Origin of the sequence: Sedimentisphaera salicampi, from assembly GCF_002117005.1 — a bacterium.
GTDB lineage: Bacteria > Planctomycetota > Phycisphaerae > Sedimentisphaerales > Sedimentisphaeraceae > Sedimentisphaera > Sedimentisphaera salicampi.
This window is the reverse complement of record NZ_CP021023.1, coordinates 1,688,308-1,714,310: the sequence shown is the minus strand read 5'-3', so window position 1 is coordinate 1,714,310 and position 26,003 is coordinate 1,688,308. Positions and strand designations below refer to the sequence as shown.

Genomic DNA, 26,003 nt, shown 5'->3' with positions numbered 1-26,003 from the left:
GCGGAATGAGCAATGGTACAGGTAACAGTTTAGGTTCACTGCCTCCAGCTATTCAAAACACAAGGCCTTTTCGGAGGCGAAACTCTGCGGCGATCATTAGTGCAAGGCGAGCTTATACTTATCAGACGCCGAAGGTGAGCAGATCTGCGAGCGAGCCGGCGGTAATCAGGAAAACCTCGCAGTACACAAGCCTTATTGCTCGCGAGGGCTTTTGCCCGACAGCACCGAAAGCAAGCAGAATCGCCCCCGCTGAGGAGGCGAGATAAACCTCTCTGCACAAGCCGGCAAAATAAGGAATCAGAGTAATTAGAGAGGCTGCGGGGATGATGATTTTCGCTGCGAGAAGGTAATTTTTCTCCCTGCTTTTTAGATTTGCATTGCTGAACTTGCTGTCTCCCTCAATATCGCGTACGTCTTTAAGCATCTCATAGCCCAGCGAGCTGAAGAAAAGCCAGAACGGGTGGATGTAGAGCACGGTAAGGCGGGGAGTCTGCACGGGTTCTGCAAGGATAAACGCAAGCGGATAGAGCGAGGTGGTGAGCCCGGCAGCAAGCAGCACCTTGATAATGCCTGCAGATTTCGATTTAGTATCGTAAAGTACAAGCAAAACTGAAAGCCCCGCAGCGGCAAGCGAGAAATCTGTCCCGCAGAAAATGGCCGCTCCAAGACCGGCGGCAAACAAACAGCCGCTGAAGATTAGAGCCGCCTTTATGCTCAGCCCTCCGCTCGGAAGCACGCGTGAAGGTTTGTTTACAGCATCAATCTCTCTGTCGCATATATCATTCAGGCAGTATGCAGCGCAGATTATGCAGAAAAGCGAGCCGAAGGCGATAAGCGTTTTCCCCCAGACCCCGGCGAGCGAGCCGCCTCTGAGATACATCATTATCACTATAAAACCGCCTGCAAGCGGAAGCGAATAATACAGCCGAATAAGCCTTAGAAGCGAAGCAGTCATTTTACTGCAATCCCCGCAAGGTAACGATGTGTTATCGGGATCTTGCCCTTGGATTTGTATTTCTCTTCGATCAGCTCGGCGAATCTGGCGTAAATCTCTTCCCTGTCTTCCGGCCGGCAGGCGTATTCAAAGCCCGCTGCTGCGCCCGTTGCGGTTAGCTTTTCGATAGCCTCTTTGCCTGAGCCGGCATAATATGTTTTCCTGCCCTGATCGCTGTAGATTTTGGTAAGGCCGGAGATTCTAAAGAAAAATCCCAGCATTCCCGGGCCTGTAAGAAACTTAAACCGCATAAGGTTTTCGAGCTTCTCTGGGCTCTCGGCGAAAGTGAGAAACGAGCAGGATAAAATCTCCCGCAGAGAAAAGATTGAATTGTCGATCACTGCCGTCTTTCCGCCCGGCTTGAGCACGCGGGAAATTTCCCTTATCACGCTCATCGGCTTGGTGTATCCAAGCCCCCAGCAGCAGGTGATAATATCGCAGCTTGCCTTCTCCTTCTGCCTGAGAAAATCGAGTACGTCTGAATTAACGAAGCGGCAGGAATCGCCGCAGTTCTCTCTTGCTTTCTCCAGCATACCTCCTGAAGAATCCACTCCAATCACCTCGCCGCCGGTGCGTCTTGCAAGCAGTTCTGAGGCGTAGCCTGTTCCGCAGGTGAGATCTATACATTTGCTTCCGGCAGGCGGGGCGAGGCGGTTTATCATTGATTCGGTGAGCCCGCGCATATGATTTGTCCAGCTTTCGTCGTAGCCGGAGCTGATCCGGTCGTAGCTTTGGGTTACAAGTGTTTCACAGTCGGCGGGGCGGGCGAAATAGAGCTTTAGCAGACGCCGGAACATCTCAATGTAATGTCTTTGTTTTTTATCGCTCATAGAAAATGTTTCCGCCGGACGAATGCGCAGAAAATCATCTTTCTGCAAGCCCTTTTGCCTATTGTATTACAACTTCTTTACTGCCTTTGCAGATTTCACCGATTTGCCAAGCCTGCTGTCCATTCTTGGTGAGAATTTCAACAGCCTTATCGGCCTTCTCCGGGCTCACAACCATAACAAAGCCGACGCCCATATTAAACACGCGGTACATCTCGCTTTCCTCAACAGGTCCGGTTTTTTGGAGGAACGGGAAAATATCGGGCTTTTCCCAGCTTTTTCTTTTGATTACAGCCTTAGTCCCTTCAGGAAGCACTCTCGGGATATTACCCACAAGCCCCCCGCCTGTAATATGCGCCATCGCCTTAATCTCGCTGGCTGCCTTAAGCTCTTCCAGCACAGCAAGCACCGGCTGGACGTAGAGCTTTGTTGGCTCTAAGAGAACCTCGCCAAGCTTTCTCCCCCCAAGCGAATCTACGGGAGAATCGAGCGAGAGCTTAGCTTTATTAAAGCAGATATTGCGCACAAGCGAATAGCCGTTTGAATGCACACCGGAGGAGGACAGGCCAATAATTACATCGCCCGGCTCGGCGCTGTCTCCTTTAATAATCTCATCTTTTTCCACAACCCCCACAGCAAAACCTGCCATATCGAAATCGTTTTTGGAGTATATACCGGGCATTTCCGCCGTTTCTCCGCCAATCAGGGAGCAGCCCGCTTCACGGCAGGCAGCGGCAATCCCCTCCACCAACACTGCCACCTTCTCGGGGTTAAGCTCATCTGCTGCCAGGTAGTCGAGGAAGAAGAGCGGGGCAGCACCCAGCACAATCATATCATTAACGCTCATGGCCACCAGATCCTGCCCTACAGTATCAAACTTGCACATATCCCTTGCGAGCATAACCTTAGTGCCCACGCCGTCTGTGCAGGAAACGAGAACGGGATTTTTGTAGTTCTTTGAAAAATTATTGCTGTTTTCAAGGCTGAAAAGCCCTGCAAAACCCCCGTGCAGATCCATCACTCTCGGCCCGAAAGTGGAGCCTACAGAGCCCTTGATCTTCTCCACCATCTCATCGTTGGCTTCAATATTCACGCCGGAAGACTGGTAGGTGAGATAATCGCTCATCGGCTGTCCTCTATCTGGAAAAGCATCTTGTGATTGCTTCCTCCCATGGCATCTTTGCTTCGGGCTCGGTGGGTTGGAGCCTTGTATTTGCCCGTCCAGCATGCAGTGCAGTAATGCTCGGGGGGCAGGTTTACGCAGCTCAGCATACCTTCTACGGAAAGATATCCGATGCTGTCTGCCTCGAGGTATCGGCTGAGCTCATCCATATCCATTCTGTTTGCCACCAGTTCATCTTTGGATGCAAAGTCAACGCCGTAGAAGCAGGGGAATTTCAGCGGCGGGCAGCTCACGCGTATATGCACTTCTTTAGCTCCCGCTTCTCGAAGATTTTTCACCTTCCCCCTTGTGGTTGTTCCTCGAACGATTGAATCATCCACTACGACCACCCGTTTGCCTTCAACCGCCTCCTTTATCACCGCAAGCTTCAGCCTCACGGCCAGATCACGCATCTCCTGTGTTGGGGCAATGAAAGAGCGGCCTATATAATGGCTTCGAACAAATCCCATATCAAACGGAATCCCGCTCCGGTTCGCATAGCCGATCGCTGAGGCGGTCCCGGAATCCGGAATAGGGATCACAACATCCGCATCAGCAGGGTGTTCGACTGCAAGCTGAGCCCCGAAATTCTTCCTTGCTGTATGCACGTTTTCGCCAAAAACCTTGCTGTTTTGGCGTGAAAAATATACGTGTTCGAAGATGCAGTGCGACGGCTTTACAGAGCCCGGTTCAATGAAAAACCTGCTTGAGAGGCCGTCGTCGCTGAGCGTTACAATCTCTCCTGGCTCCACATCCCGCACAAGTTCGCCGCCGATAGCATCGAATGCGCAGCTCTCACTTGCCACACACCAAGCTCCGTTCTTAGATTTGCCGATGCTGAGCGGCCTTATTCCATGGGGATCTCTTGCTGCTTCAATCCTGTCAGGGAAGAGGTATAAAACGCAAAAAGCCCCGTCGAGATGCCTCATAACGTGGGCTATTGTGTCTGTTTTGTTTATATGGGCGGGCTTGGCAAGCATATGAATAAGTATTTCCGTGTCGGAGGTGGTTTTGAAGATGCTGCCTGTGGATTCGTATTCTTCTCGGAGGATATCGGCGTTGGTAATATTCCCGTTATGAGCAACTGCCACCTCGCCCTGCGAGTACGCCGCCACCATCGGCTGGGCGTTATCACGCATGCTCGCTCCGGCCGTGGAATATCGAACATGTCCTATACCGCCTGAAGCGCCGTCGCTGAGCTTGGGGATTATATTCATGGATGATTTGCGGAAAACCTTCGATACAGTGCCCATGCCTGCGAAATGCTTGAGCGAACTGCGGTCTGTTGTGGTCATTCCGGCAGATTCCTGGCCCCTGTGCTGAAGGCTGTGAAGCCCGAAATATATTTTTTCTGCGGGGTTTTCAGTGTTCCAGATTCCGAAAACACCGCATTCTTCTCTCTTGTAGCTCATAAGTATGTCTCAAAAGTATAATGAACTGAACCTTAACCCTGAGCTAATAGTTTACTGAAATATGAGTTTAAGTCAATCTGAACCCCCAGCCCCCAAGCCAGCCATCTTTTGTGATGATGAGATTTTTTGCTCCCTGCCGGCGTGATCCCTGCACCGACCAGCACGGGCTTTTTTTGGCGTGTGGCTCGTGGCAAGTGTTGATCAAAAAATTTTTTGCCTTTTGCCTTCTCATTTCCTTGAACCTTAAAAATCCTGTAGATCCTGTAAATCCCGTCAAAAAAATCCTCTGTGTAATTCGTGCAATCTGTGGATTAAATATTTCCTCTGTGTCTGCCCGCCTGCGGCGTATAGATTCGGCTTTAAAAAAGCTTTGCCCAGCCCTGACGCAGATTAATTATGGCCTGCAATTTTCATTGCAAAACTCTGCTTAAACATAAAACCTCGTACCAACGCCTGAGCTGCGGATTGAATTGCTTGAAAATTTGGTTAAACAGTATATACTATTTGCATAGAAATTTTTATTTATGGAAAAGCTTTATGCAAAAATATACCGTTAAGCAGCTCGCAGATAAGTTCGGCTGCGAGGTAAAAGGCGATCCTGAAACCGTCATACACACCGCCGCACCGATACAGGAGGCGGGCGAGGGGGCTGTTACGTTTCTCTCGAATCGGAAGTATTTCAAGTTTTTGAAAGACACGAAGGCCGATGCTGTGATCCTTGATCAGGAGGCAGAGACCTCCGCCAAGGCCCTGCTGATTTGCAGCTCGCCTTACTATGCCTTCTGCAGGATAGTTGAGTTTATGTTCGGCCACAGAAAACACCGTGAGCCTTCAATCAGCGAGAAGGCATTTATAAGCGATTCTGCTGAGATAGGCCATGGATGCACGATTTACGAAAACGTATTCATCGATGAAAATGCCTCTGTCGGTGAGGGCTGCGTGCTGTATCCCGGGGCGTTTGTGGGCAGGGATACAAAGCTCGGCGATGGCTGCATACTCTATCCGAATGCGGTTGTTTTTGAGGACTGCAGAATAGGCAGCCGGGTAATACTGCAATCGAACTGCTCAATCGGTCAGGACGGGTTCGGTTTTGCCGAAAACGACGGATTTCACCACAAGATCCCGCATATCAAGAGCGTTGTTCTCGGGGACGATGTGGAGATAGGGGCGAATGCTGCGGTAGAGCGTGGTTCGATGAGAGACACTCTCATCGGCGACTGCGCCAAAATAGGCGATTGCGTTGTTATCGGCCACGGCGCCAGAATCGGCAGGGGGTGTATGCTTGTCCCTCAGGTAGGTATTGCCGGAACGGCCGAGCTAGGGCAGTACTGCCTTTTAGGCGGTCAGTCTGCGGTTGTGGGGCATATAAAGGTGGGCAATCAGGTTATGGTTGGCGGAAAGTCTGCGGTAATGAACGATATTCCCGACGGCAAGCGTGTTATCGGGCAGCCGGCGATGGATGAAAACGAAGCGAAAAGAATGTTCGTCTCATTTCCGAAAGTTCCCGAGATGCGCAAGCAGATAAGGCAGCTTGAAAAACGAATTAAAGCTCTTGAGGCCGGCAGGGAGGAGTAAAGTTGGCAGTGAAAGCCCCAGATGAAGCCGTTGTAGGGCTGATTGCGGGTCAGGGAAGGCTGCCGTTTAATGTTGCCGAGGGGATTCGCAGGGCGGGCAAGAAAATTGCGTGCGTTGGAATTGCGGGCAATGCCGAACCGGAGCTTGCGGATTTGTGTGATTTTTACAGGCCTGTTCCAATAAGCAGGCTTGGGACGTGGATAAAATGGCTCCGCAGGTTCGGAGCGAGAGAAACAATAATGGTTGGCAGGGTGGCCAAGGCAGACCTGCACAAAGCGGGGCTGCTCAACCTCGTGCTTTCGTACCTGCCGGATTGGCGCGTGCTGAGAATCACCGCCAAAATTCTCCGTTCAGACTGGCAGGACGATACAGTTTTGAATGCAATTTCCGATGAACTTCAAACCGGAGGGATTACCTTGATAGATTCCACGCAATACAGCACAGAGCATCTCGCAGAAAGCGGGATTATGACCCGAATAAAACCGGGCGAGAGGATGATGGCCGATATCGAATACGGCTGGGATATCGTTAAAAAGCTTGGGGAGTTTGATGTTGGCCAGGCGATCGCCGTGAAGAACAGAGAGGTGATAGCGGTGGAGGCGATTGAGGGCACGGCCGAAATGATCGAAAGAGCGGGCAAATTCTGCAGAAGCGGGGGCTGGACGCTCATAAAAACTGCAAAGCCCGGGCAGGATATGCGGTTTGATGTCCCGTGCATCGGGGCGGATACTATAAAAGATCTCAAGGAAAACAAAGCAGGGTGTGTGGTAGTAGAGGCTGGTAAGACATTCATAATCGATAAGCCCGAAACACTCGCACTGGCAGACAAACTCAAGATTCCAGTGTACGGGCATTGACAGAAGCTAATATAACAACTTACTAACAGGTTTAAATATGTATAATTTTAGTAAATTGCTTGCAAGCAGCACAGACAGCGACTTCGAGGAAAAGCTCGCAAGGCTTCGAAGAGAGCATTCAATGACTGAATACCTCCTGCACAATCAGGACATTGCAGGGCGGGTGCGTGATGTGGTTTTGGATGTTGGCAAACGCGGCGATAAGGCCGTATGCGAATACACCGAGCGTTTTGATAATATAAGCTTTGAGCCTTCTGAGTTTCGGGTATCGGAGGAGGCGATGCATGTTTCGCATGAGCATCTTCCAGAGGATCTGCTCAGCAGTATGAGGCGGAGCATAGAGAACGTGCGTGATTATCAGAGCCGCATTTTTGTTGGCGGCTGCTCGCAGGAAGGGGCAGTGAAATACACTCCCCTCAAGCGAGTTGGTCTTTGCATTCCCGGCGCAAGTGCTCCGCTGCCTTCTACAGTGATAATGACAGCCGTTCCCGCTATGGCAGCGGGAGTTGATCAGATAACGGTTATCTCCCCGCCGAGATTCGAGGGCTCGATTCATCCTGTAATCCTTGGGCTTTGCTGGGAGCTCGGAATCAGCGAGGTGTACCGCATAGGCGGAGCGCAGGCTGTGGCGGCGCTTGCCTGGGGCACTGAAACCATACCTAAGGTTGATAAGATTGCAGGGCCGGGCAATGATTATGTGCAGCTTGCCAAGAAAGAGGTGTTCGGGCTTGTCGATATGGATTCGTTTGCCGGCCCGAGCGATGTTTTGATTATGGCCGATGAGAATGCCAATCCAAGCTGGATTGCTGCTGATATGCTCAGTCAGGCAGAGCACAACCCGGGTGCAGGGATCGTGGTTACAAACAGCGAAAGCTTTGCGAAAGAAATAATCAGCGAGGTTGAAAGCCAGTGCAGCAGGCTCTCCAGAAGCAGAGAAACAGCCGAATGCCTCAAGAAATACAGCGCTGTGGTGGCAGTGGAGGATGAAGAGGCCGTGATAGATTTTGCCAACAGCTTCGCTGCGGAGCATCTTGAGGTGCAGTTCGGCCGGAGGAGTAGGGAGATTGCAGAAAAGATTAAAAACGCAGGGGCGATTTTTATCGGCCCATACAGCCCCGTAGCAGCGGGCGATTATTTCGCAGGCCCGAGCCACACACTGCCCACCCGTCAGAGCTCGAAATATTTCTCCCCGCTCTCAAGCAACGATTTTGTAAAATCATCGAGCATTATAGATTTTTCAGAAAATATGCTGCGTGAAGGGGCGGATGATATAATACGCCTTGCAGAAATCGAGGGTCTTGATGCGCATGCCAAGAGCGTTGCTATTAGGCTGGGCAAGGCCGATTAACTTTTAACAAGGGCAAAATGGAACTGAAAGCGGAAAACATCAGCTTTTACTACGGCAGCTGGAAAATCATAGACAGCCTCAATTTCAACCTCCCAGCAGGCGGGTTTATGAGCATAACCGGCCCTAACGGCTCAGGCAAAAGCACCCTTATGAAGCTGATTATGGGATTTCTCACGCCCGCAGATGGCTGCTTTTACTGTGGCGGGGAAAGCCTTGAAGGCAGGAGGGTGGAAGAAAAGGCCGGAAAGATGGCGTATGTCCCGCAGGAGTATGTGCCCGCTTTCGGTTACACCGTTTTTGAGACGGTTCTGATGGGCAGAACTAGCAGCTTCGACCGCTTCGGATTTGAGTCGCCCGAAGACAGAGACATTGCAATGCATATGCTCAAGATCACCGAGACCCACCATCTTGTGAACCGGCCTCTCGATAAGATAAGCGGCGGGGAGAGGCAGAGGGTTTTCATCGCCCGTGCGCTTGCGAGGAAAACTCCCGTTCTTCTTCTGGATGAGCCCACAAGCTTTCTTGATATGCGCCATCAGGTGGGGATTTTCGATATCCTCAAGCGGCTGCAGATGGAGGAGAAGAAAACTATTGCCGTGATAATGCATGATATAAACCTTGCGATCCAGTATGCCGACTACTCCCTTATGTTCGACGGCTGGGGCGGCATAAAAATCGACACCCCTGAAAATCTCTTCACAGAAGAAAATATCAGAAACAGCTATCAGGTTGAAACAATAAAGGCAAGCCGCGACGGCATACCAATATTCATTCCGGCCGGCCGGCTATCCCGAAGCAGCCAAATGAAGAGCTAATCATTCAAACTGCTTGAGGATTTCTCCAGTTTGGGAATTCAGCTCTATTAGAGAAATTCTGTACTGAATTTTGGAGGTTTCTAAAGCCCCCGCAGCGTTTACCATATCGGTCTGCGCTTCATTGAGCCTCGTAAGAGAAACTGCTCCTGCTTTGTAGCTCTTTTCCACGTCATCCCTGATTTTCTTTGAAAGCTCATAAATCTTCTGATTTCGAAGGCAGGTTTGGTAGTTTATCTCTGCCTTCTCCACAGCCTGTCTCACTGAAGACTGAATCGAGAGCACTTTGAGCGTTTTCTGCTGTTTTAACTGGCTGAGCTCAGAACGAGCCTGATTCACCTTTCCGCTCCTTGCGCCGCCTGTATAGAGCTGCCATACTGCATTAACGCCGATGTATGAGGTGTATTCATCCTGATCGTAATCGCCGGCGTTTGTCTTTGAATAATCCACCCCCGCCACAATCGCTATCTCGGGGGCATAATCGGCCTTTTGTTTTTTGATATTCTGCCTTCCCGCTTCAATCTGATAATCAATCGCCTCAAGATCGGGTCTTGACCTTAGAGACTGAGCGATAAGCTTTTCGGTGGTGAGCTCTTTTGATTTTACGTCTTTGCTTGAGCGAATCGGATACATCTCTTTGGGAAGCTCAGAGCCCGGAACAGCAAGCAGCTCAGCAAGAGCGGCAGCTATCACTCTGAAATTCTTCTTCGCCTGAAGGAAATCTGTTTCGGCTTTCAAAGCCTTCACTGAGAAATTCATCGCCTCAGAAGCAGCTATGGTTTGTGCGGCCAATTTCTTCTCTGCGTCCTTTTCCAGGAGTTTATTGAAGTTTCGGTTCTGCCTTGCAATAACCATATTCTCAACAGCGAGCTGGGCTCTGTAGAATGCTGAGCTCACAGCCTCAAGCAGCAGTCTTCTGGTGTCGTAGAGCCTCTGAGACTGGCTTTTGGAATAGCTTTTTGATTCAAGAATAGCGGCCTTTCTGCCGAATCCGTCGAAGAGAAGGTAGCTTGCTTCAAGGCTGAGCGATTTTTCGTTGAAGGCCTCGCGCTGGTGGGTGTATGGCGCCCAGCCGGGCTCTTCTGCTGAATTGAGTGCCTGATATCCCGCCCCGCCTTTTACAGATGGATAGTTTGCAGCCTTTGCCTGCTTAACAATCGCCTCAGCGGCTTTGATTCTATCAAGAGCTGCATCAATCTGTGGATTATTATCCAAAGCGGTTTTGCAGGCCTTTTCAAGGGTAAGACTGCCTGCCGGCAGCTCAAAATCAGAGCCTGCTGCAAAGAGCGAGGCTGTCAGGATCAATATTGCTGATATGTTTTTTTTCATAATAACCCCTGTCAATTACAGTTTACTTTCATCTGTCTTAATCCTGTAGAATATGCAGTACTCCACGGGAACAAGGATCAGCGTTAGGAACGTGGCGGCGAAAAGTCCGCTCATTATCGTTGCAGCCATTCCTGAATAGAGCGGCTGAGGCACTAACGGGGCCATACCGAGGATCGTAGTTCCCGCTGCCATAAGCACAGGCCGGAGACGGCTTACAGACGAATCAAGCACGGCTTTGTAAGGTTCTTTGCCGGAGTTGAGGTCTAACTGAATCTGATCTATGAGCACAATTGCATTCTTGATCAGCATCCCGGAAAGCCCGAGAAAACCGAGAATCGCCATAAATCCGAACGGCACGTTCATAAGATACAGCCCCGTTCCGATTCCAATAATGGAAAGCGGAAGGGCGAGGAAGATAATCAGCGGCTTTTTAACAGAATTAAACAGCCACACTACTACGATAAACATTCCCAGCATACAAATTGGGAAAACCTTCTTCAAGGGGTCTTGAGCCTCTTGGGTGCTGTCGTATTCACCCTGCCATTTGAGTGAATAGCCGGGAGGAAGATTGAAGCCTTCTATTTTTGGGGCAATCTCCTGCCGCAGGGCCTCAGCATTACCCACAGCGTTGCACTGGGCCTTTACGCTTTTCTGCCTGTTGAAACGCTCTATTATTGGCCACTCCCACTTCGGCTTCATCTCAGTTACTACCTGCCTTATCGGGAAGTAGGCCTGTGCATTGGAGCTCCATACCTGAACCTTCTCTATATTTTCCGCTGAAACCCGCTGGTCTTCGGGGGGCCTTGAGATAATCGGTATCAGCTCATCCTTCTCGCGGTAAAGCCCAACTCTAAGCCCGTTGAAATTCCACTGAAGCGAGTTGGCCAGATCGCTCCTGCTAACGCCGATGCGGTGCGCCTGGCTTTCAGAGAATTCAGGCCTGATTACCTTAACCCTCTGGCGCCAGTCTTTGCGGATATTCTTTGCTCCAGGGGTTTCCCGCATCACTTCCACAGCCTTACCCGCAAGGCGATGGAGAACTTTTGGGTCTTTGCCGCGAAATCTCGCTTCTATCTTATAGGGAACTGTCGGGCCGGTTCCTATCTTCTGCACCATCGGATCGGAATTTGGGAAATTATCCACTAGGTACTTCTTTACCTTTTGCTGGTAAATACCGATTTTCTTGTAGTCGTCCACTTCTACCAGAAACTGCCCGTAGCTGGAGTTTGGCGTTTGGTATTCATAAGAGAGGATAAATCTTAGCGTCCCCTCGCCGACAAAAGTGCTTACATTTTCTATACCATCAAGCGAGGATATGTATTTCTCAATAACGCGCATATCTTCGGATGTTTTGTCGATGTGAGTTCCCTCAGGTTTCCAGAAGTTTACGTAGAAGTATGGTTTTGTAGAGTCTGGGAAGAAAGACTGGGAAACTTTGCCCATAAAGTGCAGCCCGCCTGCAAGGGCCAGCCCTGCAGCGGCCAGAGTCAGCCAGCGATACTTTATTGCAGTATGCAGGAATCGCCTGTATTTTCTGTACATCGGTCTGCTGTATGGATCAAAGCCCTCCTCAGTTTTTGGGATCTTAAGAAACCACACGCAGAAAAGCGGCGTTACTGTAACAGCAAGCACCCAGCTTATAGAAAGCGAAAGCGCCATTACATAAAAAAGGCTCCTGCAAAACTCTCCCACGCTCCCCGGCGCAAATCCGATAGCTGTAAATGCGAGAATTGCAACGGCAGTAGCTCCGAGAAGGGGCATACCTGCAGCCCGCACGATATCAACAGCAGCTTCCTCGCGCCGTTCGCCTCTCTCCACCTTCACGAGAATCCCGTCTGCCACAACGATCGCATTGTCAACGAGCATTCCGAGGGCGAGAATCAGGGCACCGAGCGAAATCTTCTGAAGGTTAATGTCCATAACATACATACCAAGGAATGTGCAAAGGATCGTCATCAGGAGTATCACCCCTATGAGCAGTCCGCTTTGCCATCCCATGAAAAGCATCAAAAGAACGATTACAATCGCCACGGCCTCAGCAAGGTTGAGCAGGAATGTGTTTACCGCTTCTGTAACAATCTCGCTTTGATAGTATATTCTGTGAAGCCTGATGCCATCGGGGCGTTCGGATTTGAGGGCCTTTAATTTATCCGCAACGGCCTTGCCCATATCAACAACGTTTCCCCCGTCAACAGTGGAGATTCCGAACCCTATCGCCTTCTGACCGTTGAAACGCATCATATTTCTGGGAGGGTCGATATATCCCCGTCTGACCTCGCAGATATCTGAGAGCTTAACGAGACCGTCCGCTCCGCCTATTAGCAAATCCTCAATCGCCTCAACGCTCTGGAATTCTCCCGTAGGAGTTATGCGTACATATTCCCCGTCGATTTCCACTTTCCCGCTTCTCTCCACAAGGTTCTGGGATTGAAGGGTGCCGTAGATCTGCTCTGGGGTTATGCCGAGTTCTGAGAGCTTTGCCCTGTCGAACTCTGCGTAGAGAACTTCCTGCTGGGTGCCCCAGAATTCAATCTTCGCAACGTCTTCGCAGAGAAGCAGCTCTGTTTTCAGCTGGTCTGCATAATCTTTCAGCTCTGCATAAGTTTTATTCTTGCCTGTGATTGCGAAAAACAAGCCGTACACATCGCCGAAATCATCATTAACCACAGAAGGCCCCGCCCCGGGCGGGAGCAAAGGCTGGGAGTCTGCGATTTTTTTTCTGAGCTCATCCCAGATTTGCGGGAGCTGCTCATGGGTGTAGGTGTCTTTTACATCCACATACACCACAGACAGCCCCTCTCTGCTGGTGGAGTAAATCTCCTTAACCTGCCCCATCTCCTGAATGGCCTCCTCTATCACATCTGATACCTCCTGCTCCACTTCCGAAGGCGAAGCCCCGGGGTAGAGAGTTGATACAAGGGCAGTCTTTATGGTGAAAGTGGGGTCTTCAAGACGGCCTATCCGCTGATATGAAATAATTCCGGCACCTGTAAAGAGGATAATCAGCACCACCATCAGGGTTCTTTTTCGAAGAGCAAATGCTGCAAGATTCATCTTATCTCCTTAGCGGGCTGAAATTTCAGTGTTTTCTGATTGTGCGGTATCTCGAAGCTCAGTGTCTTCTGTAATGAAATCGGCCCCTTTGGTTACGATAGTCTCGCCGCCCTTGAGCCCGCTTTCTATTACTATTTTCGATGAACCGTAGAGCCTTCCCGCAGAAACCTCTTTCTTTGAGGCTCTTCCGTTTTCTTCGTTGTAAACCCACACTGCGCTTCTGTTTCTCCCGAGACTTACAACTGCGCCTGCTGGAACTATTGTCTTGCCGGCCTGAGTGTTTGTTTTAAGGCTTAGCTCTGCCGTCATCCCGGGAAGCAGCTGGCTGCCCTGAGGGTCTAAAGTGAATGTGAGCTGATACGTTCTTGTTCTGTTTGATGCAGACGTATTCCACTCTGACAGCGAAGCACTGAAAAGTTTTTCGCCGAAAGCAGGGAACTTAACCCCCGCCTCTTTGCCTCTTTCTAACTCATAGTTTACAATCTCGTTTTCCGGTACATTGATATCCACCTCCAGCCTTGAGATATCCTGCATACTCATAACCACCTGCCCCTTCTGAATCATCTCGTGATTTTCAGCGAACTGCTCTGTGATTACTCCCTCGTAGGGTGCCCTCAGCGAGGTATCTTCAAGCTTATGCCTTGCGATTTGGAGCTGGGCTTGAGTGCTTTGGATAGACGCTTCTGCACTCTCGTAAGCGCTTTTTGCTGCGTCATAATCTGCCTTTGGAATTACGTTCTGGGAAAACAGCTTTTTCGCCCTGTCGTAATCGAGTTTGGTTTTGAGCTTCTCAGCCTTCGCCCGTGCTAAATTAGCTTCTAAAACACTGATGCTGTCGTTGTAGTCTCTGGGGTCTATCTGCATAAGCAGATCGCCCTTTTTCACATTATCCCCGGGTGCAGCTGCCACCTCAACAAGAGGCCCTGAGACCCTGAATGAGAGCCTCGTATTTTCGCACGGATTTACTGTCCCCGGATAGCTGTTACCCGTGTTCAATTCGAGCTTCTTAACTTCTCCAAGCTCCACATTACGGGTTTTCTGAGCAAACAGCCCCGAAACAGAAATCAGAATTATGATTACTATATTCTTCGCCTTCATTTTTTCCCCAAATTACGTATATATCTATTTATCAGAGGCCAGACCCACTGCGCACTGGGTCTGGCAGGTGATAACATCCTCAAGATAATTCAAATATTCTTCTGAATACTCTTCAGTTTCAAGCTTATCTTTGATTGATCTGCTGTAGTCGGCATGGAAATAGACCGGTATCCCCATAAGAAGGGCGTGCTGGAAGGCCTGTTCATCCGTTAGCGAAGGCTTAACCTTCTTGAAAAATGCCTTCAATGCGTTGATTTCAGGGTCTATCATTTCTTTCTGCACGATATCCTTCAGCCGCCACTCTGTTTGAAGAACCTGAAATACCGCCCTCGAATGCCATACGGGATTCTCGCTTCTGAACATATTGTCTATATTTCGCCTTACAAGCTTGCGTATCATCTTGGCCTGTTCGGCCTTTGATGAAAGCTCACCACCTTCTTTTAGGACATTTCTGAGCAGATCCTTTTTCTTTTCGATAACTTCATAAACAACTGCCTCAAGCAGATTGTCCTTGCTGCCGAAGTGATAGTGTATCGTGCCGATGTTCTCGCCTGAGAGCCTTGCAATGCCCCTTGTGGTTACATTCGGGAAACCTACTCTTGCCGCAAGCTCGCCTGCGGAATTGATAAGGTTTTGAACGGTTATTTCGCTTGTAGAGTATTTCATTATTCATTTCCTTGAATCGTTTTTAATCGGTCGCACAAATTTACTCGAATGTTCAGCTCAGTCAAGTCTTTTTGCTCAATTTTATGAAAATTTCTGAGGTTATTTGATCCTGTTTCCCGTTCAGCACCCGATTAAGCTGCTGCGTCTATATTTCTCACTTAGGGGTTGAAAAGTGCGTTTTTACCCCCTTAAGAGTGGTTGGTCTGTCTCCATAAAACTCCTTTGTGCGAGGATATATTTTAGGTGGGCTGGTAAATTTCAGGCAGTGAAAATTATTTTTTCTGTGCTGGTTGATTTGTTGAATATTATGCGGTATAATAATATGTTCAGTTGTGTCGGGTCCCATGCAAGCTGCGGGACGTGAACCTGGTCAGGCGGGGAACCGAGCAGCCATAAGCGATTCCGGGCTGTGCGTGGTAAACCCGACACCTTTTTTAAGATTATCTATAATGTCCTGCCAAGCGTTTCTGCAATTTTCGTTACAGATTTCACCATTTCCGTAAGTCCTTCCGGCGTGATGGATTGAGCTCCGTCGCTGAGGGCGTGTTCCGGGTCCAAATGACATTCCACGAGCAGACCGTCTGCGCCAGCGGCAACTGCCGCTCTGCACATAGCAGGCACCATATATGAATGCCCCGTTCCATGTGAGGGGTCCACAACGATCGGCAGGTGAGTGCGTTCATTCAAAGCCGGAATTGAAGCAAGAGGCAGCGTGTTGCGCACATACTCCTCATAGGTGCGGATGCCCCGCTCGCAGAGGATTACCTGTTTATTGCCGGCGTTTATTATATATTCAGCGGCGAGCAGGAATTCATCGAGTCTTGAGCAGAGCCCTCGCTTGAGAAGGATGGGTTTATTCACCTTCCCCAGAGCCTCAAGCAGGGGGTAATGCTGCATATTTCTCGCCCCAACCTGCAAAACATCTGCAAATTCTGCCACAGCTTCAACGTTATCAAGGCTCACTACCTCAGTAACAACTGCGAGTCCTGTTTCCTCTCGAGCCTTTGCGAGGATCTCAAGTCCTTCGTATTTGAGCCCCTGAAAGCTGTAAGGGCTTGTGCGGGGTTTGAACGCTCCGCCCCTCAGACCTATGCAGCCTGCTTCTTTTACCTTTTCGGCTGTTTTGAGCACCTGATCGAGATCTTCAACAGCGCAAGGCCCTGCTATAACGCCCACTCGATTCCCGCCAAGCGGAAATTTTTCAGGTCCGATCTCAATCGCTGTTTTCTCTTTAACCACCTCCCGAGAGGCGAGTTTGTATGGGGCGAGAATCGGAACCACCTTCTCCACGTTACCAGCGTTCTCAATAGCACCCTTCTCAACGTGCCTTTTATCCCCGATGCAGGCGATAACGGTCCTGTCTGTTCCGTATATAATGTTTTCCTTCAGGCCGAAGTCGTTTACAAGATTCACTACGTGCTTTACGTCTTCGTTTGAAGCTTCCGGCTTCATTACAACGATCATACAATTTCCTCTTTCTAATTTTAGTTGATATGACGCTTGCGGGAATTATCAGAAAAACAGGCTGTTTAGTCAAATGTTAATATCATTTGCGCCGCAATTATGCAAGCGTTTTGCGAACCTGTTCTGCTATTCTTTCAGCAGCCTTGCCGTCCCAGAGCTTTGGGCATTTGCCTGCCGCTTTGAAATTATTCCCAGAGAGCCTTTGCAATTCTCCGCCGACTCTTTCAGGATTGAGGCCTGTTAGGATATTTGTTCCCTCGCTGATGGTAATGGGGCGTTCGGTATTTTTCCGAAGCGTGATGCAGGGGATCTCGAGGGCGGTTGTTTCCTCCTGCACGCCGCCTGAATCGGTTAAAACGCAGGCGCTGCTGGTTAAGAGCTTCAAAAAGTCAATATAGCCCAGCGGAGGGGTGATAATAACGTTGCTGATTTCGCTCAGCTTCCCTTCAAGGCCGGCTTTCTTGAACGCCTTTCCTGCTCTTGGATGTATGGGGAAAACTATCGTTGATATTTTCGCAGCCCGCTCTATCAAATCCAGCACTTTCAGAAGCTGCCTTTTGCTGTCAACGTTTTCAGGGCGGTGCAGTGTGAGGGTGATAAACTGTCTTTCTCTGAGCCCGAGCCTGTTTAGGATATCCGATTCTTCTGCGATGCTCAGCCGCCTGCGAAGGGTATCAATCATTACGTTCCCTGCAAGGAAGAGCGATTCTTCCGGCCTGCCCTCCCTGCGCAAGTTTTCAATGCCTGAGGGCTCTGATACAAAAAGCATATCGCTGATGGAGTCTGTGAGGATTCGGTTTATCTCCTCGGGCATGGCCTTGTCGCAGCTTCGAAGCCCCGCTTCCACGTGAATAAGCCTAATCCCGAGCTTAACTGCCGTGAGACCGCAGGCGATAGTGCTGTTTACATCGCCCACAACGAGCACGGCATCAGGGCTCTTTTCAATCACCACAGGCTCAAACCGCTTCATTATTTCTGCTGTCTGCTGCGCGTGCGAGCCGGAACCAACCTCAAGATTGACATCGGGTTTGGGAATTTCAAGCTGCTCAAAAAAGTCTCTGCTCATCTCGGGGCTGTAATGCTGTCCCGTATGCACAATCAAATATTGAATCCCGCTGTTTGAAAATGCCTCAGCTATCGGGGCAATCTTCATAAAATTCGGCCTTGCGCCGCAGACGCAGAGAATCTTCATCGCTCTAATCCCCCTCGCCTATATCCCAAGCAAACAAACAGTATCTTTTTAATATTATCGTTTTGAAGATGTCCGGCTTGCCGAGGTGATGTTCAAAAACAGCGGGCTGTATTGCCCATAAATGTTCTTTCTCCCATGTCCCCATACGTGCGAATGTGAATTCCGGCTCGTTTGGCACTGAGATAATAAGCTGCTTTCGTGCCACTCGCTTGAGCTCCTTCATCGCCTTCACAGGATCCGGCACGTGCTCGAGAACCTGCAGGCATATTACGATATCGAAGCTGGAATCTTCAAAGCTTAAGTTTTCAACATCCTGTTTTACTATATCGCCGTTTTGAGGCTCGCAGTCTGCAAGCGTAACATCGTAATGCTCTTTGAGCTGGTTGTAGAAATACATCTCCTGACAGCCTATATCGAGCACAGTTTGGGCATCAGGCTTCATTATTTCCATAACATCATTGCAGCGGAATACCCTTATAAAGCGGTATATCCCCATCTTAGCGTTTTCTAAAAGTCCCATATATCACTCTGAACAGTTTCATCATTGGAAGTTATAATTTTTCTTTTAAGATTTAAGATTATCAGCCCAGCCAGACCGGGGATAATCAAAAGAACGACTCTGTAAAGAAGAGCCGCTGCAAGCACCTTTTCAGATTCTAATCCGCTGCCGAGAAATAAAAATCCAATCACGGCCTCATCACTGCCAAGCCCGTTCAATGAGAATGGAAACAGCCTGGCGAGAGTGAGAATCGGAGAAACCGAAAACACGTAATATAACGAAATTTGAGAATCTATCATCCTAAAACATATAAAAAAAATAAAATAAGTTACAGCCCAGCCAAGAACTGAAACGATAACTGCATAGAAAAGCTTGCCCTTGGAGCTTTCAATCTGCCTGCTGAAAAGCTGAAAATCGAATTTCCTGCCCGCTCGTTTATCGATAAAATCCTTAGCCTTTTCGCTCCTTGAAAACCAGCCGGCAAAGAACAAAACGAAAAGAAGCGGTATGCCGGCAAGAAGCGAAAGGGCGGCAAATATCGGGCGCGAGGTTATAAGAGAAGCGGCAAGGCCGGGTATGGATATGGAACTTACGGCTATGAGCTTATCCAGAAAGCTTATAGATACCATCCTCTCCTTCACACCAGACCAGCGGTAGCCGAAGTATGCCTTGGCGATATCCCCGCTGCCGGCGGGCATAAACAGATTGAGCCCGAGGCCGGCAAAGAGAAGCAAAGAGGAATCCGTGAGGCTGATTGTATGAGAGCTGTCTTGAAATAAGAGCCTCCAGCGATACGCCCTGAGAAGGTAGTTTGGGATAAGCAGGGCAAAGCAAAGAAAAAGCAGCGGCAGGCTTACACCGCTTATAGCAGCCCCAAGCTCTTGCAGGTTTATGCGGGAGAATATAAACCCAATCAGCACCGCTGATACAGCAACCTGCAGCGTTATCTTCGTTTTCCTGTTCATTTTATCTGCCTGCTGTACGGCTTTGTAATCAAGCCGCTTTCAGTTTGTTTTTCTAATAAGAGTACACTTGAATAGATTGCCGTCTCTGTCGTCTTCGAACTGAATATCGGGATATGCTTTCAGAGCACGCCTTATCCCGCTGCCTAGCCCTCTGTATGGAAGGAGTTTTGCAGCGAAGGATGCAAGGATCGGGTTTCTTATGTTGGAATTACCGTTTTTAATATTCTCCACTGTAAGATTATTCGGCAGATGCCCGGGGCTTATAATCTCCACTCTGTCTGAGAAGATAAAAATTCTTACAGGGGCGGAGATAAAGTAGTCTCTGTGTATCAGGGCATTAACCACCAGCTCCACTAAGGCAATTCGCGGGATCTCGGGGTCTCCAATTGAATTTATATCTTTGCCGTTCTGAATCCATCGAATATTTCTAAGCAAAAATGCTGTTACTCCCTCAAACATCTGCGGGATAGTTCCTTTGATATCTTTGCTTTCTATGTAGTTGTTTGCGGATATCTCTTTGCCCGGGTAGCAGACGCACTTAACTATAAAAGCCGGAAGCTGAATGTGCGGCCTCTTACCGAACAAAAGAGCTCCTGCAAGATTCAAAGACCCGTCCCTCATAAGGTTGAGGTTTTTGAGTGAACGTTCTATCTTTTCTGTTTCCGGAGCTATGTCAAACTCCTTTTCCATAAATTCTGCGAAGGCCTCTTTGTCAATATCCTTTGAATCCATAAGCATATCTCCAGTCAATTATTAGATATCCCCTGTTTTTTCCCTGCTGCATTTTTTGTGGAGCAGGAGCTGGGTTTTGAAAAGCTCAGCCTGGAGGGTTTTGATCTGGTAGGCGAAGAAGCAGAAGAGGAACATAGTAAAGCCGCTGCTGAGCAGGAATATGGTTACGAGTATGAAAATGATCCTGTCTCCGATTACCTCGTCCCTGATGAAGTATTCAGCTGCCAGATGAAGCCCGAAAACCGCTCCGACTATCAGAAGGGCGAAGCCGAGCGTTCCAAAGAGCATCGCCGGCGCCTCGAACATACTGAAAAGCAGATGGCTTTTTATCAGCTTTCCCGCCTTGAATTTGGATTTCCGCTTCGGGCCGGATTTCTCCGCCTTCTGCCATTTCAGCACCGCCGGCACCTCGCTGAACTCAAGCCCGAGCATAACGCATTTTGAAACAATCTCGAGATGAATCTCTTTCCTGTCCTGCTCCAAGGGGAGGCTGCGGATAATATCGCCCTTGTAGCCGCGTGTCATGCCGCTGAGCATAGAAATTGGAGCTGGTACTGTGCGTTTGAGGATTTCATTGCCCATTCTGCTCAGCAGTGCACGCTTTGCGGGCACGTTCTCCAGCCTTCCGCCCTTTGCGTAAGGCGACGCTATCACTATATCCGCCACGCTCTCGATGAGCTCATTGTATAGCTTTTCGATTATTTCTTTGCCCCAAGTGAGGTCTGATTCGGTTGTGATAACGTATTTGCCTCTGCTGGCATTGAAGCCCGAACGAAGGGCATAACCTCTGCCGCGATTGCGTTTATAGCTTACTACCTGAATACGCTCATCTTCCCCTGCGGTCTGCTCTATTATGGCGGCGGTATTGTCGGTGCTGCCGTCATTAACTAAAATCAGCTCCCAGCTCACTCCCAGCTTTGCAATCGCCTCGGCAAGCCCTCGAACGCTCTCTTCAATCACCCCCTCTTCGTTGTACATAGGCGAAACAACGCTAAGCTCTATTGGATAATCATCGCGCACTTTCTTCATCCTTTCTCAGCAGTATGCAAGGAAGGCTGTCTCTCTGGCTGCCTTTCTCTGCCGATAATTTCTAAAGCCTTTTCCCAGTGCCGCAGGAGCAGCTCTTTATCGGGGCCTCCAAGATGCTGCCACGGCAGAATCGAATCAAGGCTGTAATCCTTTTGAGCAATCTGTCTGTAGTCAATGCCTCTTTTGGCGAACTTCTCTTCCCATTTATCGAAATCGAATTTTTCGTGCCAGAGATCGAACATCCCGCCTGAGCGGTAAACATCTTCTATTACCCCGCAAAGCTCCCTTGAGCCCCGCGCAAGCGCTGTTTCAAGGATGCTCTGGCGTATATCGTGGAATTTGAAAGAAACCTTGCGGCCTAAGCCGAGCTCTTTTTTTCTCTGGAGAATAATTTGCTTTGCATTTTCGAAATACTCCCCGCTCTTCTGTCCCTGCCATTGGAAAGGCGTATGCGGCTTTGGCACAAGCCAGCTTACCGCAGCATTCACGGCTGCCGGCCGGCCTGTAATCTCCTTTGCCATCCTGCTCAGCTCGCCTGCGAGGTCTGCAATTTCCCGCAGATCTTGCTCTGTCTCGCCCGGGAAGCCGGCCATAAAATACAGCTTCACTCGCTGATAGCCCGCTTTGTAGGCCTCTTCAAGGCCGGCGAAGAGCTTTTCATTGGTAATCGGTTTGTTGATAAGCTCCCGCAGATGCTCGCTTGCCGCCTCCACAGCGATAGTAAGCCCGCTTTTGCGAACCGATGCCCCAAGAGCTGGAATCAGCTCAAGCTGCTTTTCCACGCGAAGGCTCGGCAGAGAAATGCCCACCTTCCGCGGGGCGAAATATTCATTGAGCCTCTCTGCAAGCTCTTTTAGCTGCGGGTAGTCTGCTGTTGAAAGGCTCAGCAGGGAAACGGTGTCAAAGCCTGTTGCCTCATAGCTTTCTACGGCCGCATTGAATATCCTTTCTACGCTTCTAAGCCTTACAGGGCGCTTTGTGAAATTCGCCTGGCAAAACCTGCAAGCATTTGGGCAGCCCCGCATAATCTCCACGCTCACCCTCTCATGAACTGCCTCAACAAACGGAACTATCGGCTTTTCGGGTATGCAGGCATTCTCGAAATCCTTCACTGCGGCATTCTCAACCCGTTCGGGCAGCCCGCTTTTTACAGGCCGAACGCTGCTGTCTTCAGATGGCTCATAGAATCTCGGCACATACGCCCAGCTAAACATTCTTCCAGCTTCAAGGAGAAACTCCTTTTTGCCCCTGCCTTCTGCCTTGAATTTTCTCAAAAGCTCAAGCAGCTCGGGCAGGGCGTCTTCGCAGTCTCCAAGGAGAAATATATCGAAGAAATCCGCCACAGGCTCGCAGCAGTTTGCAATCTGCCCGCCGCCGAGGATTACAGGGTCTTGTTCATTTCTGTTTTCGCTTCGCAGCTCAAGGCCGGCAAGGTCGAGCATTGCGAGGATATTCGTATGGCAGAGCTCTGTTGTTATGGAAAAACCGAGCATATGGAAATCTTTTGCAGCAGTTTTACTTTCCAGAGAGAAAAGCTCAATCCCCTTTTCACGCATTGCTTCAATCGCATCTGTCCAAGGGGTGAAGAATCGCTCACAGCCCGCCCATTCAAGCCGGTTTACAAGTTCGTAGATAAGCGAAACTCCCGTATTGCTCATGCCGATTTCGTATGTATCGGGAAAGCATATCCCGAAGCGTATATCGCAGGCATCAAAATCCTTTCTGCAGGAATTAACCTCTCCGCCGATATATCTGCCGGGCTTTTCCACTATCGGGAGGAGCTCGTGCTGAATCCTTTGCTGGTTTGTCTTTTGTTTGTTTTCCATAAAGCCGGATTATATTTACAAAACCCGGGCAGGCAAAGATTTATTCGAGAAGAGGGCACGCCAATCTTGGTAAGATTTTAGAATATCCTGCTCTTTCGGGTGATGAACATAATCGCAGCTAGAATAATAAACAGCCCCCACGAGCAAACCAGAAGCGCTGTATCCTGTAGGTTTAGAACGAGATACCAGAATCCGTAGAGCAGGCCGAGGGTTATAAACATCGACAAGGCCGCCTTGCCCTTTTTGGATATCGCCCAGCAGTATGCCGAATTCAGAATTGTCATAGCTGCGGCGGAAATCAGGAAGGCAGGGGCGTAGCTGAGATGCTCGCTGGTTGCAAGAAGGATTATGTAGAAAAGCGTTGAGGCGGCTCCCACAAGCAGGTAATGGAAGTACTGGAAGCTGAAATCGCAGGCAGATTCAATCAGGAACATCGCAATAAACGTGAATATCACGAAAAGAATTGCATACTTTGCCGTACGCTCATACTTATGATACACATTCAGGCTGTTGAAGAATTCGACGCCGAAGAAAGATTCGCCGATTCTGTAGTCGCGGTTGTTCCATATCTGAGGGTATTCGCGGTTCAGCCCGAGCACCTGCCACTCCGCAGAGAAGCCCGAATCGCTTATCTTCCTCGATTTAGGGAGGAACTGCCCTGTAAAGCTTGGATTCGGCCATGAAGATTCCAGCTCAACACTCGTTTCATTGCCCAGCGGGGCGAATGAAAGGCTGCCCGCACCTTTAACGTTCAAATCTATGTTAAACTGCACCTCATCCCCGAGCTTCTGATTTATAAAGCAGTACAGATCGCCCTGAGGGAATGTTTTTATCTGTGTTGCTCCTCTCCGGAGCACCTTTGAATTGCCGTTTATCTCTGCCTTAACGTTTTCAGAAAAAGATTTCGTGCTGTTTACGAATAGTGCCAGCTCCGGCTTGCCTACTGTAACGTTTTCCTCGCTTATTTTGAGCTGATCGGCTTCCGGGAGCACAAACCTGCCCGAGATGCTGATCTGAGAATTGTAAACCACTGCCTCATATATGCTTCGATACCTCACATGCGCATCGGCTCCTGCCTGAATATTGAGCGTTTCGGGAAGCACTGCAATCTTTCCGTTTGCAGTTTTTACTGTGCTGCCGGTTTCTGTGCCGGTCTTATCGTATTTCGGAACAATCTCCCGCTCCTGATAGGGCAGGATAATCACGGGGCCTGTAATCGTTTGAGCGCCTCCGCTCCACTTCTCGCTTATCTCCCTTTTCACCTCCTCGCAGCGGCTTCGCCGGCTGCGCATAATGCCGTCGAACATACCAAGTGGAATCAGAAACAAGAGAAGGGTAATTATTATCGCAGCAAATTTGATGATTGAGTATGTGGTATTCCATGCACTGGGAACGTTGGTTTTTTTCATTTTTTTCACTCACTGATTTTAGTATTAAACTCAGTAAAATTATACTATACTAACCGCAATTCCCCAAAAAAAATTTTACTCTACCCTCTTGGGTGGTGTTTTTTATGCGTTTCGAGAAGCTGGTTTTCCTGCAGGTGTGTATAGATCTGGGTTGTAGTAACGCTGGAGTGTCCCAGCATCTCCTGCACGCTTCTGAGGTCTGCCCCGCCTCCGAGCAGGTGGGTAGCGAAGGAATGACGGAAGCTGTGGGTAGTGAAGTTTGGGATTCCTGCCCTCGCTGCATATCCTTTAACGATTCTCCATATATTTGTCCTGTCCAGCGGATTTCCAAGGCGGGAGAGAAAGAGATTCGCACCGCCTTCGGGCTTTTCCATTACAGGCCTTTCCCGTTCAAGGTAGTTTCTGATATGGGAAATTGAGGAGTTTGCCAAGGGTACAAGCCGCTCTTTACTGCCCTTGCCAATGCATCTGAGATAACCCAGGCGGAAGTTTATATCCTTTGTTTTGAGCCCTGAAAGCTCGCTTGCCCTCATTCCGGAGGCGTAGAGGATCTCGAGGATTGCCTTGTCGCGGTAGAAGAATTTATCCCTTTCGATATCCGGCGAATTCAGCAGTTTGATGATCTGTTCAATGCTGTAAACCTCGGGCAGATTCTCTGGTCTCTGCGGGGTTTCGATGAGGATTGTGAAATCGTTATCGAGCAAGCGACTGCTGATGAGGTATTTTATGAATGTGCGTATCGCTGCTGCTGAGCGTGCTGCTGTGGCGGGGCTGAGGCCGGATTCAATCTGCATCCGGAGGTATCCTGAAACAGTTTCAATGCTGAGGTCTGCAGGGCTTGTTATTCGCTTATCGCCGCAATATTCGAGGAAGCCTCTGAGGTCTTTGCCATATGATTTGACGGTTTCCTTCGAAAGCCCCGCTTCCACAATCAGCATATTCAAAAACTCGTATGCCTCGCTGCCCATTGCAAGAGAGCTTATCTTCTTGAGGGTATTGCTAAGCTGCACATCCTTCATCTACATCCCCAGATGCCTTTTCTTTATATACTTAAACTCCCTCGGATACTTCCTCGGGGTGGATTTTATCTTTTTCGCCCGCAAGATCCTCAGGTCTGCCGCCTCCTCTCCGGAGGTCTTATACGGGATCTGCTCGGGCCTGGCGAATCCCATAAGCTTCAGCGCTTCGGCGCCTGTTTTGAGCTCATCATCCACTTTCGGCCCCTTGTAAGAGAGAAAATAGCCTCCCCTTCGCACAAGCCCCCCTGTGATCTCGGCAACAAGCGAAACAGTTCCCACAGCCCTGTTCAGGGCGAAGTCGAATGTTTCTCTGTATTCCGGCTCTTGGGAGAGCGTTTCTGCTCGGTCGTTTATCACCTCGGCATTCATAAGCTGCAATTCTTCCACCACGAGCTGCTGGAAATCGGCCTTTTTGCCCGTAGCCTCAATGCTCACAATATGCCATTCCGGCAAAACTGCCGCGAGAACGAGCCCGGGGAAGCCTCCGCCCGAGCCGATATCGGCAAGCGAGGGGAGCCTGTCGGTATTGTTTTGGTAGTCTATGAACATCTCCAGCGGGGCGAGAGAATCCTCAAAATGTTTCGTTTTGATCTCTTCAGGCTCTATGATTCTGGTAAGATTGAGTCTTTCATTATGCTCAATCAAAAGCCTTGCAAATAGATCAAGCTTTTCTCGCTGCTCATCGCTGAGAGATTCGAGCCGGGTTTGTCCCATTTCCTGATTTCCCAAAAAAG

At 49.4% G+C, this 26,003-nt stretch carries 22 protein-coding genes and 1 other RNA gene; 5 read left to right on the top strand and 18 right to left on the bottom strand.

Annotated elements, in window-relative coordinates; all coding sequences use genetic code 11:
• Positions 1-121: 121 nt before the first annotated feature.
• From STSP1_RS06475 to purF, 4 genes are read right to left on the bottom strand one after another with little or no spacing between them, the layout of a single operon-like run.
• Complete coding sequence (locus STSP1_RS06475) at positions 122-955, bottom strand: UbiA family prenyltransferase (protein WP_085755569.1); 834 nt, start codon at positions 953-955, stop codon at positions 122-124.
• Complete coding sequence (locus tag STSP1_RS06470) at positions 952-1,824, bottom strand: class I SAM-dependent methyltransferase (RefSeq protein ID WP_123807005.1); 873 nt, start codon at positions 1,822-1,824, stop codon at positions 952-954. The genes STSP1_RS06475 and STSP1_RS06470 overlap by 4 nt, the downstream gene beginning before the upstream one ends.
• A gap of 58 nt (positions 1,825-1,882) precedes the next feature.
• The gene (gene purM / locus STSP1_RS06465) at positions 1,883-2,947 is read right to left on the bottom strand and encodes a phosphoribosylformylglycinamidine cyclo-ligase (RefSeq protein ID WP_085755567.1); all 1,065 of its coding nucleotides are present in this window, start codon (positions 2,945-2,947) and stop codon (positions 1,883-1,885) included.
• Positions 2,944-4,395 (bottom strand): amidophosphoribosyltransferase, encoded by a 1,452-nt coding sequence (gene purF, locus STSP1_RS06460; protein WP_085755566.1) that lies wholly within the window; start codon positions 4,393-4,395, stop codon positions 2,944-2,946. The genes purM and purF overlap by 4 nt, the downstream gene beginning before the upstream one ends.
• Positions 4,396-4,932: 537 nt before the next feature.
• On the opposite strand from purF, the gene lpxD reads away from it, so the two are divergent.
• The 4 genes from lpxD to STSP1_RS06440 are packed head-to-tail and all read left to right on the top strand — an operon-like array spanning position 4,933 to position 8,990.
• Positions 4,933-5,970: a UDP-3-O-(3-hydroxymyristoyl)glucosamine N-acyltransferase gene (gene lpxD / locus STSP1_RS06455; RefSeq protein ID WP_161491643.1), complete on the top strand. Its 1,038-nt coding sequence runs from the start codon at positions 4,933-4,935 to the stop codon at positions 5,968-5,970.
• A gap of 8 nt (positions 5,971-5,978) precedes the next feature.
• A complete protein-coding gene (locus STSP1_RS06450) occupies positions 5,979-6,827 on the top strand; it encodes an LpxI family protein (RefSeq protein ID WP_226997527.1) in 849 nt (282 codons plus the stop codon).
• 37 nt (positions 6,828-6,864) lie between these two features.
• Positions 6,865-8,175, top strand: coding sequence for a histidinol dehydrogenase (gene hisD / locus STSP1_RS06445; RefSeq protein WP_085755563.1), 1,311 nt, complete (start codon positions 6,865-6,867; stop codon positions 8,173-8,175).
• Between the two features lie 17 nt (positions 8,176-8,192).
• A complete protein-coding gene (locus tag STSP1_RS06440; protein WP_085755562.1) occupies positions 8,193-8,990 on the top strand; it encodes an ABC transporter ATP-binding protein in 798 nt (265 codons plus the stop codon).
• On the opposite strand, the gene STSP1_RS06435 is transcribed toward STSP1_RS06440, so the two are convergent.
• From STSP1_RS06435 to STSP1_RS06420, 4 genes are read right to left on the bottom strand one after another with little or no spacing between them, the layout of a single operon-like run.
• Entirely contained in the window at positions 8,991-10,316 is a 1,326-nt protein-coding gene (locus STSP1_RS06435) for a TolC family protein (RefSeq protein WP_085755561.1), read from the bottom strand.
• Positions 10,317-10,331: 15 nt separating this feature from the next.
• Positions 10,332-13,370 carry an efflux RND transporter permease subunit gene (locus STSP1_RS06430; protein WP_085755560.1) on the bottom strand — a complete coding sequence of 1,013 codons (3,039 nt, stop codon included), beginning with the start codon at positions 13,368-13,370 and terminating at the stop codon, positions 10,332-10,334.
• 9 nt (positions 13,371-13,379) lie between these two features.
• Positions 13,380-14,468 (bottom strand): efflux RND transporter periplasmic adaptor subunit, encoded by a 1,089-nt coding sequence (locus STSP1_RS06425; protein WP_085755559.1) that lies wholly within the window; start codon positions 14,466-14,468, stop codon positions 13,380-13,382.
• Between the two features lie 24 nt (positions 14,469-14,492).
• Positions 14,493-15,134, bottom strand: a complete 642-nt coding sequence (locus STSP1_RS06420) for a TetR/AcrR family transcriptional regulator (protein ID WP_085755558.1) — start codon at positions 15,132-15,134, stop codon at positions 14,493-14,495.
• A gap of 333 nt (positions 15,135-15,467) precedes the next feature.
• On the opposite strand from STSP1_RS06420, the gene ffs reads away from it, so the two are divergent.
• An RNA gene (gene ffs / locus STSP1_RS06415) (signal recognition particle sRNA small type) lies at positions 15,468-15,565 on the top strand.
• A 13-nt stretch (positions 15,566-15,578) separates the two neighbouring features.
• On the opposite strand, the gene aroF is transcribed toward ffs, so the two are convergent.
• The 10 genes from aroF to rsmG all read right to left on the bottom strand — a co-directional run bounded on the left by aroF (position 15,579) and on the right by rsmG (position 25,983).
• On the bottom strand, positions 15,579-16,598 hold the full coding sequence (aroF, locus tag STSP1_RS06410) for a 3-deoxy-7-phosphoheptulonate synthase (protein ID WP_085755557.1): 1,020 nt from the start codon (positions 16,596-16,598) through the stop codon (positions 15,579-15,581).
• A gap of 97 nt (positions 16,599-16,695) precedes the next feature.
• Entirely contained in the window at positions 16,696-17,790 is a 1,095-nt protein-coding gene (gene wecB / locus STSP1_RS06405; protein ID WP_085755556.1) for a non-hydrolyzing UDP-N-acetylglucosamine 2-epimerase, read from the bottom strand.
• A gap of 4 nt (positions 17,791-17,794) precedes the next feature.
• Complete coding sequence (locus tag STSP1_RS06400) at positions 17,795-18,310, bottom strand: class I SAM-dependent methyltransferase (protein ID WP_085755555.1); 516 nt, start codon at positions 18,308-18,310, stop codon at positions 17,795-17,797.
• Complete coding sequence (locus STSP1_RS06395) at positions 18,298-19,254, bottom strand: lysylphosphatidylglycerol synthase transmembrane domain-containing protein (RefSeq protein WP_085755554.1); 957 nt, start codon at positions 19,252-19,254, stop codon at positions 18,298-18,300. Before STSP1_RS06395 ends, STSP1_RS06400 begins: the two co-directional genes overlap by 13 nt.
• A 39-nt stretch (positions 19,255-19,293) precedes the next feature.
• On the bottom strand, positions 19,294-19,986 hold the full coding sequence (locus STSP1_RS06390) for an ATP-binding protein (protein ID WP_226997466.1): 693 nt from the start codon (positions 19,984-19,986) through the stop codon (positions 19,294-19,296).
• Positions 19,987-20,007: 21 nt separating this feature from the next.
• Positions 20,008-21,015, bottom strand: coding sequence for a glycosyltransferase family 2 protein (locus tag STSP1_RS06385; RefSeq protein WP_085755552.1), 1,008 nt, complete (start codon positions 21,013-21,015; stop codon positions 20,008-20,010).
• Positions 21,012-22,841, bottom strand: a complete 1,830-nt coding sequence (locus STSP1_RS06380) for a TIGR03960 family B12-binding radical SAM protein (protein WP_085755551.1) — start codon at positions 22,839-22,841, stop codon at positions 21,012-21,014. Before STSP1_RS06380 ends, STSP1_RS06385 begins: the two co-directional genes overlap by 4 nt.
• A gap of 77 nt (positions 22,842-22,918) precedes the next feature.
• Positions 22,919-24,250, bottom strand: coding sequence for a cell envelope integrity protein CreD (gene creD / locus STSP1_RS06375; RefSeq protein ID WP_085755550.1), 1,332 nt, complete (start codon positions 24,248-24,250; stop codon positions 22,919-22,921).
• 80 nt (positions 24,251-24,330) lie between these two features.
• Positions 24,331-25,269: a tyrosine recombinase gene (locus tag STSP1_RS06370; protein WP_085755549.1), complete on the bottom strand. Its 939-nt coding sequence runs from the start codon at positions 25,267-25,269 to the stop codon at positions 24,331-24,333.
• Positions 25,270-25,983, bottom strand: coding sequence for a 16S rRNA (guanine(527)-N(7))-methyltransferase RsmG (gene rsmG, locus STSP1_RS06365; protein WP_085755548.1), 714 nt, complete (start codon positions 25,981-25,983; stop codon positions 25,270-25,272). It lies immediately after the preceding gene.
• Between the last annotated feature and the right edge of the window lie 20 nt (positions 25,984-26,003).

What these genes read in the sequence shown, in the direction of transcription:
- STSP1_RS06385 (WP_085755552.1), bottom strand. Translation starts at nt 21,015, where the DNA reads ATGAAGAAAGTGCGCGATGATTATCCAATAGAGCTTAGCGTTGTTTCG.
- STSP1_RS06370 (WP_085755549.1), bottom strand. Translation starts at nt 25,269, where the DNA reads ATGAAGGATGTGCAGCTTAGCAATACCCTCAAGAAGATAAGCTCTCTT.
- STSP1_RS06440 (WP_085755562.1), top strand. Translation starts at nt 8,193, where the DNA reads ATGGAACTGAAAGCGGAAAACATCAGCTTTTACTACGGCAGCTGGAAA.
- STSP1_RS06420 (WP_085755558.1), bottom strand. Translation starts at nt 15,134, where the DNA reads ATGAAATACTCTACAAGCGAAATAACCGTTCAAAACCTTATCAATTCC.
- STSP1_RS06430 (WP_085755560.1), bottom strand. Translation starts at nt 13,370, where the DNA reads ATGAATCTTGCAGCATTTGCTCTTCGAAAAAGAACCCTGATGGTGGTG.
- hisD (WP_085755563.1), top strand. Translation starts at nt 6,865, where the DNA reads ATGTATAATTTTAGTAAATTGCTTGCAAGCAGCACAGACAGCGACTTC.
- aroF (WP_085755557.1), bottom strand. Translation starts at nt 16,598, where the DNA reads ATGATCGTTGTAATGAAGCCGGAAGCTTCAAACGAAGACGTAAAGCAC.
- STSP1_RS06380 (WP_085755551.1), bottom strand. Translation starts at nt 22,841, where the DNA reads ATGGAAAACAAACAAAAGACAAACCAGCAAAGGATTCAGCACGAGCTC.
- STSP1_RS06435 (WP_085755561.1), bottom strand. Translation starts at nt 10,316, where the DNA reads ATGAAAAAAAACATATCAGCAATATTGATCCTGACAGCCTCGCTCTTT.
- purM (WP_085755567.1), bottom strand. Translation starts at nt 2,947, where the DNA reads ATGAGCGATTATCTCACCTACCAGTCTTCCGGCGTGAATATTGAAGCC.
- STSP1_RS06395 (WP_085755554.1), bottom strand. Translation starts at nt 19,254, where the DNA reads ATGAACAGGAAAACGAAGATAACGCTGCAGGTTGCTGTATCAGCGGTG.
- lpxD (WP_161491643.1), top strand. Translation starts at nt 4,933, where the DNA reads ATGCAAAAATATACCGTTAAGCAGCTCGCAGATAAGTTCGGCTGCGAG.
- wecB (WP_085755556.1), bottom strand. Translation starts at nt 17,790, where the DNA reads ATGAAGATTCTCTGCGTCTGCGGCGCAAGGCCGAATTTTATGAAGATT.
- STSP1_RS06390 (WP_226997466.1), bottom strand. Translation starts at nt 19,986, where the DNA reads ATGGATTCAAAGGATATTGACAAAGAGGCCTTCGCAGAATTTATGGAA.
- STSP1_RS06425 (WP_085755559.1), bottom strand. Translation starts at nt 14,468, where the DNA reads ATGAAGGCGAAGAATATAGTAATCATAATTCTGATTTCTGTTTCGGGG.
- purF (WP_085755566.1), bottom strand. Translation starts at nt 4,395, where the DNA reads ATGAGCTACAAGAGAGAAGAATGCGGTGTTTTCGGAATCTGGAACACT.
- STSP1_RS06475 (WP_085755569.1), bottom strand. Translation starts at nt 955, where the DNA reads ATGACTGCTTCGCTTCTAAGGCTTATTCGGCTGTATTATTCGCTTCCG.
- rsmG (WP_085755548.1), bottom strand. Translation starts at nt 25,983, where the DNA reads ATGGGACAAACCCGGCTCGAATCTCTCAGCGATGAGCAGCGAGAAAAG.
- creD (WP_085755550.1), bottom strand. Translation starts at nt 24,250, where the DNA reads ATGAAAAAAACCAACGTTCCCAGTGCATGGAATACCACATACTCAATC.
- STSP1_RS06470 (WP_123807005.1), bottom strand. Translation starts at nt 1,824, where the DNA reads ATGAGCGATAAAAAACAAAGACATTACATTGAGATGTTCCGGCGTCTG.
- STSP1_RS06400 (WP_085755555.1), bottom strand. Translation starts at nt 18,310, where the DNA reads ATGGGACTTTTAGAAAACGCTAAGATGGGGATATACCGCTTTATAAGG.